The following is a 7,351-nucleotide window of genomic DNA, read 5'->3' on the forward strand; positions in this document are numbered from 1 at the left end:
AGCTGATTACTACCAAAGAGGGAGTTTTAACCATAATGAAACGAGGGTTTTTGCAATCTGAAGCGATTCAACAACGCAAAAAATGAAAATTCGCCCACTTTTAAGGCATTTCTATTCTATAGGTTGGGGTAGTAAGAATTAACGGTGCGATTTACAAATGCTTTCTTTTTATTCAACTCGTCATCAGCCCTTCATAAAGCAGGTGCATTCACATGCGCTTACCACTATTCTTGCGCTTACGGAAGACATCTCCGCTTTTTTCGGTCTTATTAACCGTAAAGAAATAAATACAGAAAACGGATATTCATAATTACACACGCACAGCGTGAACATAACAACCACACACGAGGTTTCAAATGGAAGCTCAACAGCACGGCGATCAGCTAAAGCGCGGCCTTAAAAACCGCCATATACAGCTCATCGCATTGGGTGGTGCTATCGGCACAGGCCTGTTTCTGGGAAGCGCATCCGTCATCCAGTCGGCCGGTCCAGGCATTATTTTGGGTTACGCTATCGCAGGTTTTATTGCGTTTCTGATTATGCGCCAGTTAGGTGAGATGGTCGTTGAAGAGCCGGTTGCAGGCTCGTTCAGCCACTTTGCCTACAAATACTGGGGCAGTTTTGCCGGTTTCGCTTCCGGCTGGAACTACTGGGTGCTTTACGTTCTGGTGGCCATGGCAGAACTGACCGCCGTGGGGAAATACATTCAGTTCTGGTATCCCGAGATCCCAACCTGGGTTTCTGCGGCAGCGTTCTTCGTCATTATCAACGCCATCAACCTGACCAACGTAAAAGTGTTCGGTGAGATGGAGTTCTGGTTTGCCATCATCAAAGTCATTGCCGTGGTGGCGATGATTATCTTTGGCGGCTGGCTGCTGTTTAGCGGCAACGGTGGCCCACAGGCCACAGTGCGTAACCTCTGGGAGCAAGGTGGATTCCTGCCTCACGGGATGACCGGTCTGGTGATGATGATGGCCATTATTATGTTTTCCTTCGGGGGGCTGGAGCTGGTGGGGATCACCGCCGCTGAAGCCGACAACCCGGAGCAAAGCATCCCGAAAGCGACAAATCAGGTTATCTACCGAATTCTGATCTTCTATGTGGGTTCACTGGCCGTTCTGCTCTCGCTGCTGCCGTGGACACGCGTCACGGCCGACACCAGCCCGTTCGTCCTTATCTTCCACGAACTGGGCGATACCTTCGTGGCGAATGCACTCAATATCGTCGTGCTGACGGCGGCGCTTTCCGTTTACAACAGCTGCGTGTACTGCAACAGCCGCATGCTGTTCGGCCTTGCGCAGCAGGGTAACGCACCGAAAGCCCTGTTGAACGTCGATAAGCGCGGCGTGCCGGTCAATACCATCATTGTTTCGGCTATCGTGACGGCGCTTTGCGTGCTGATTAACTACATGGCACCTGAATCGGCGTTTGGCCTGCTGATGGCCCTGGTGGTCTCGGCTCTGGTGATTAACTGGGCGATGATCAGCCTGGCGCACATCAAGTTCCGCCGCGCTAAACAGCAGCAGGGCGTAACCACACGCTTCCCTGCCCTGCTCTATCCGCTGGGTAACTGGGTTTGCCTGCTGTTTATGGCGGGCGTGCTGGTAATTATGCTACTCACCCCAGGCATGGCGATTTCCGTTTACCTGATCCCGGTCTGGATTGCGATCCTCGGCGTGGGGTATCTGGTAAAACAGAAAAACGGTAAAACCGTAAAAGCACATTAATAGCCCCTCAGCTCAGCACTCGTTTCGCGGGTGCTGAGCGTTTGTTACCTTCCTCACAAATTCACCTCGTCAGCCGCTTTATCCATATCACCGCCCTGATACTGCAACGCATATATCGATTAGCCAGCAAATAATTCTCTCCATACCGTCACCCGGAGAGCAGTCAATGGATAACAATAAACTGTCAGTAAAAGAGAAGATCGGCTATGGGATGGGCGATGCAGGATGCAATATCATCTTCGGCGCCATCATGTTGTTTGTTAATTATTTTTATACCGATATTTTTGGGCTGGCACCTGCGCTGGTCGGCGTGTTGCTGCTGTCCGTGCGCGTCATTGATGCCGTTACGGACCCGATTATGGGGGCCATCGCGGACCGTACCCGCAGTAAATATGGGCGGTTTCGTCCATGGCTTTTGTGGATTGCGTTCCCCTATGCGCTGTTCAGTATCCTGATGTTCACCACGCCTGACTGGAGCTATAACAGCAAAGTTATCTATGCCTTTGTGACCTACTTCCTGCTCTCGTTAACCTATACGGCCATCAACATTCCCTACTGCTCGTTGGGCGGCGTGATCACCAATGACCCAAAAGAGCGCGTGGCCTGCCAGTCCTATCGCTTTGTGATGGTGGGTATTGCCACGCTTTTACTGTCGCTGACGCTCCTGCCGATGGCGGACTGGTTTGGTGGCGATAACAAAGCCAAAGGCTACCAGATGGCGATGACCGTGCTGGCGCTGATTGGTACCTGTATGTTCCTGTTCTGCTTCGCCACCGTGCGCGAGCGCGTACGTCCGGCGGTGCAGACCCATGATGAGCTGAAAAACGATCTGAAGGACGTGTGGAAAAACGACCAGTGGGTACGCATTCTGCTGCTGACCCTCTGCAACGTCTGCCCGGGCTTTATCCGCATGGCGGCCACCATGTATTACGTCACCTGGGTAATGGGCCAGAGCACTCACTTTGCCACCCTGTTTATCAGCCTGGGCGTGGTGGGAATGATGCTCGGCAGTATGCTGGCGAAAGTGCTGACCGACCGCTGGTGTAAATTGAAAGTGTTCTTCTGGACCAACATCGTGCTGGCGCTTTTCTCCTGCGCGTTCTATTTCTTCGACCCGAAAGCGACCGTCACCATCGTGGTGCTCTACTTCCTGCTTAACATTCTTCACCAGATCCCATCTCCGCTGCACTGGTCACTGATGGCTGATGTGGACGACTATGGCGAGTGGAAAACCGGTAAACGCATCACCGGGATCAGCTTCTCGGGCAATATCTTCTTCCTCAAGCTGGGGCTGGCGATTGCTGGCGCGATGGTGGGCTTCCTGCTCTCCTGGTATGGCTACGACGCCGGTGCGAAAGCGCAAAGCGCAGAGGCCATTAACGGGATCGTTCTGCTGTTTACCGTGATCCCGGGCGTGGGGTATTTGATCACTGCGGGCGTAGTGCGACTGCTGAAAGTGGATCGGGAAACCATGAAACAGATCCAGCTCGACCTGGAGAAACGCCGCACCAACTACAGCGAACTGAACGCCTGGCAGGAAACGAGAGCCGAAACAAAAGAAGGAACGCCGCATGCATAACTGGCCTAACCCGTTTATAGAACAACGCGCTGACCCGTACATTCTGCGTCATGAAGGGCAATATTATTTTATCGCCTCCGTGCCGCAATACGACAGACTGGCGATCCGCCGGGCAGCGTCGCTGGAAGGTTTGCGCAGTGCCGACGAGGTGGTCGTATGGCGCAAACCGGAGACCGGCCCAATGAGCCAGCTTATCTGGGCACCGGAACTGCATCATATCGACGGTAAGTGGTACATCTATTTTGCCGCCGCGCACACCCAGGCGCTGGATGGTCTGGGCATGTTCCAGCACCGCATGTTTGTGCTGGAGTGTGCCGACCGCGACCCGCTAACCGGCACGTGGATTGAAAAAGGCCAGGTAAAAACGCCGTTCGACACCTTTGCGCTGGACGCGACCACGTTCGTGCATCAGGGGAAACGCTGGTATCTGTGGGCGCAAAAAGCCCCGGATATCTCCGGCAACTCCAATCTCTATTTATGTGAAATGGAGAACCCGTGGACGCTGAAAGGCGAGCCGGTGATGCTCAGTAAACCGGAATATGACTGGGAGTGCCGCGGCTTCTGGGTCAACGAAGGCCCGGCGGTGCTGTTCCACGGCGACAAGTTGTTTATCAGCTATTCCGCCAGCGCGACCGACGAGAACTACTGCATGGGACTGCTGTGGACAGAGATCAATGCCGATCCGCAAAATCCTGCGAACTGGCACAAGGCCTCGCGCCCGGTCTTCGTCACCAGCTACGAAAACCGCCAGTATGGGCCAGGCCATAACAGCTTTACGCAAACGCCGGAAGGAGAAGATGTGCTGGTGTATCACGCGCGAAATTACACCGAAATTGAAGGCGATCCGCTTTATGACCCCAATCGTCATACCCGCCTGAAGCTCGTCCGCTGGCACGAAAACGGGATGCCTGATTTTGGCATCCCGCCTGCAGATACGCCGTAACCGCTACGGCACGCGGGTTCAGACCAGCGTGCCGTAAATGGTTAGCAACGCTACGATAACGACCACCACAAACGACGTTTTCTTCGCCATCGAGACCGCCGCTTTCGGCGTTTCTATCTTGTCGGTATGCGGCTCACGCGCCAGAGAGAACTGCGCCAGGCGTGTGAGCACCTGGTACTGCGAGGTATGACGGTCGCCAAGCGACGCGAACCACGCCGGGAGCGCTTTTTCGCCGTGGCCAATAAGCGCGTAGACCACACCCACCAGACGAACCGGAAGCCAGTCGAGCACGTGCAGGATCGCATCAATGCCGGAGAGCAAGCGTTCATGCGGGGTGAGATAGCGGGCAAGCCAGGTCTGCCAGGCGCGCAGGAACGCATATCCCATCAGCAGTACCGGCCCCCACGGGCCCCCCACTACAAACCAGAACAGCGGCGCCAGGTAGTAGCGGAAGTTAATCCACAGCAGCGCGTTTTGCAGTTCACGCAGGAACTCGCGTTCATCGCAATCCGGCGGCACGCCGTGGATCATCGTCAGCTCGCTGGCCATGGCGCTACGTGCATGCGCATCATCACGGGAAGCGGCTTTCAGATAAGCGTGATAGTGCATACGCACCTTGCCTGCGCCAATACACAGCACGCCGAGCAGGATCCACACCACCAGTAGCGGCACGTTGAAAAAGAGGCCGTATAACGAGCGCAGCAGCAAGAACGTAATCACCATCACGCCCGCGGTCATCAGCAGCGTACGCAGCATGGAAAAATGGTTAATCCGGCGGAAAAGCACCTCCAGCCGGTGATCCAGATGCCAGTGCTCACCGAGTTTGAACAAGCGTTCAGCGATGATAACCAGCAGCATGGTAAACAACGTCATGTTATCTCCTTATTCTGACGACGCGGTAAGCATGGCGCGAAACCGGGGCCAGTCAAATGCAGGGCCAGGATCGGTTTTTCGCGCCGGGGCGATATCACAGTGTCCCGTCATGTTCTCTGCAATCGCAGGGTAAAGCCTGATGAGCGTTTGGGTGATATCCACCAACCGCTGGTACTGTGCATCGGTATAAGGGGTGGTGTCCGTGCCTTCCAGTTCAATCCCAATAGAGAAGTCATTGCAACGCTCGCGCCCCTGATATATCGAGACACCCGCATGCCAGGCGCGCTTATCAAAAGGAACATACTGAACCACTTCGCCATCGCGACGGATCAGGCAGTGCGCCGACACGCGCAGATGCGCAATCTCAGCAAAGAAAGGATGGGCATCGGGATCTATCGTTCCCGTGAATAACGCATCGATCCACGGACCGCCAAACTCACCCGGCGGGAGACTAATGTTATGAACCACCAGCAGTGTGGGCTTTTCATCCTCCGGGCGGCCATCGTGGTGCGGCGAGGGTACACGCCGCGCATCCACCAGCCATCCCTCTTCTAACAACATGCTGGAACTCCTTATGTATGGTGCTGTTACTCGGTTCAGAGTAGCATGTTTCAATATTATGATTCGTTACCAATTTGGAGTTTTATCATGCCGCCTCGCCGCTACAACCCCGACCACCGACGTGAAGCGCTTCTGGAACGTATTAATATGGATATTCCGGCAAGCGTTGCCCATGCTTTGAAAGAAGATCTGGGCGGTGACGTCAGCGCGGACAACGATATTACCGCACAATTATTGCCGAAAGAGACACGCTCACACGCCGTGATCATCACCCGTGAAGATGGCGTGTTTTGCGGCAAGCGCTGGGTTGAAGAGGTCTTTACTCAACTGGCTGGCGATGAGGTGCAAATCACCTGGCATGTTGAAGACGGTGACGCCATTACCGCAAACCAGCCGCTGTTTGAGCTTGAAGGCCCGTCCCGCGTGCTGCTGACCGGTGAACGTACCGCGCTTAACTTTGTGCAGACCCTTTCAGGGGTGGCAAGCGAAGTGCGTCGTTACGTTGACCTGCTGGCCGGTACCCATACGCAACTGCTGGACACCCGTAAAACGCTGCCGGGTCTGCGCACGGCATTAAAGTACGCGGTGCTTTGTGGCGGGGGAGCCAACCACCGTCTGGGGTTGTCCGACGCCTTCCTGATTAAAGAGAACCACATTATTGCCTCTGGCTCCGTGCGTCAGGCGGTGGAGAAAGCCTTCTGGCTGCACCCGGATGTGCCGGTTGAAGTGGAAGTTGAAAACCTCGAAGAGCTGGATCAGGCCATCAAGGCCGGTGCCGATATCATCATGCTCGATAACTTTGCAACAGCACAGATGCGCGAGGCGGTGAAGCTCACCAACGGCCAGGCACAGCTCGAAGTTTCAGGGAACGTCACCTTCGAAACGATCCGTGAATTCGCCGAAACCGGCGTGGACTACATTTCTGTCGGGGCGCTGACCAAGCACGTTCGCGCCCTCGATCTCTCCATGCGCTTCAAATAACGTCGTCTCCCCTCTCTGCCTGGAGAGGGGAAATTTCAGCCCTCCTCGCAATCTCTCTGTTCTTCTCTGCAAGTAAGTACAAATTCCCTGAACGCCGCTTCACGTTCTATTTTTTGCCCCTCGTCTGTTTTTTTCCCCGCTGTCAGAGTAGCGCCACTTAATCCTGAGGAGCAGATATGAACAGACAGCAAGGCTTCACGCTCATTGAGCTGATGGTGGTAATCGGCATTATTGCCATCCTGAGCGCCATTGGTATTCCCGCCTACCAGAACTACCTGCGAAAAGCGGCCCTGACCGACATGCTGCAAACGTTCGTGCCCTATCGCACGGCGATTGAACTTTGTGCCCTGGAACATGGCGGCGTGACGAGCTGCGACGGCGGCAGTAACGGTATCCCTTCTCCAACGACAACACGCTATGTCTCGGGAATGAGCGTGACGCAGGGCGTCGTGTCCTTAACCGGCCAGGAGAGTCTTAACGGACTTGAGGTGGTGGTGACACCGCAATGGAGCAGTGGCAACGGTATGACGGGCTGGAAACGTAGCTGCAATATCAGCAACGACGGTGCGCTCAAAGAGGCCTGCGAAGATATTTAATGAGATGGTCACTCCCTCCTTCCCGGTACTATGCTGAGGACAGGCTTTCATTCGGAGAACTATCATGGAAAACATTGCGCTCATTGGTATC

Annotated in this window: 7 protein-coding genes; 5 read left to right on the plus strand and 2 right to left on the minus strand. The window is 54.7% G+C overall.

Features of this window, described 5'->3' with window-relative positions; genetic code table 11:
* The first annotated feature begins 356 nt into the window (after positions 1-356).
* The 3 genes from aroP (at position 357) to ACMWKA_RS18050 (ending at position 4,249) form a co-directional block, all read left to right on the plus strand.
* Entirely contained in the window at positions 357-1,727 is a 1,371-nt protein-coding gene (gene aroP / locus ACMWKA_RS18040) for an aromatic amino acid transporter AroP (RefSeq protein ID WP_013095594.1), read from the plus strand.
* A gap of 166 nt (positions 1,728-1,893) precedes the next feature.
* The gene (locus ACMWKA_RS18045) at positions 1,894-3,306 is read left to right on the plus strand and encodes a glycoside-pentoside-hexuronide (GPH):cation symporter (protein WP_020688510.1); all 1,413 of its coding nucleotides are present in this window, start codon (positions 1,894-1,896) and stop codon (positions 3,304-3,306) included.
* On the plus strand, positions 3,299-4,249 hold the full coding sequence (locus tag ACMWKA_RS18050) for a family 43 glycosylhydrolase (protein WP_246949214.1): 951 nt from the start codon (positions 3,299-3,301) through the stop codon (positions 4,247-4,249). The genes ACMWKA_RS18045 and ACMWKA_RS18050 overlap by 8 nt, the downstream gene beginning before the upstream one ends.
* A gap of 18 nt (positions 4,250-4,267) precedes the next feature.
* Here the strand turns inward: ACMWKA_RS18050 and ampE are convergent, their stop codons facing one another.
* Both ampE and ampD read right to left on the minus strand, forming a co-directional pair.
* Positions 4,268-5,122, minus strand: a complete 855-nt coding sequence (gene ampE / locus ACMWKA_RS18055; RefSeq protein WP_020688508.1) for a beta-lactamase regulator AmpE — start codon at positions 5,120-5,122, stop codon at positions 4,268-4,270.
* A 9-nt stretch (positions 5,123-5,131) separates the two neighbouring features.
* Complete coding sequence (gene ampD / locus ACMWKA_RS18060; RefSeq protein WP_414760473.1) at positions 5,132-5,683, minus strand: 1,6-anhydro-N-acetylmuramyl-L-alanine amidase AmpD; 552 nt, start codon at positions 5,681-5,683, stop codon at positions 5,132-5,134.
* A gap of 87 nt (positions 5,684-5,770) precedes the next feature.
* On the opposite strand from ampD, the gene nadC reads away from it, so the two are divergent.
* Both nadC and ppdD read left to right on the plus strand, forming a co-directional pair.
* Positions 5,771-6,664, plus strand: coding sequence for a carboxylating nicotinate-nucleotide diphosphorylase (gene nadC / locus ACMWKA_RS18065; RefSeq protein WP_095440127.1), 894 nt, complete (start codon positions 5,771-5,773; stop codon positions 6,662-6,664).
* A gap of 176 nt (positions 6,665-6,840) precedes the next feature.
* Positions 6,841-7,260 (plus strand): prepilin peptidase-dependent pilin, encoded by a 420-nt coding sequence (ppdD, locus tag ACMWKA_RS18070; protein ID WP_414760474.1) that lies wholly within the window; start codon positions 6,841-6,843, stop codon positions 7,258-7,260.
* The last annotated feature ends 91 nt before the right edge of the window (positions 7,261-7,351 follow it).

Origin of the sequence: Enterobacter sp. 03-F-07-AD-ECC, from assembly GCF_047530935.1 — a bacterium.
In the GTDB taxonomy this organism is placed as follows: domain Bacteria; phylum Pseudomonadota; class Gammaproteobacteria; order Enterobacterales; family Enterobacteriaceae; genus Enterobacter; species Enterobacter cloacae.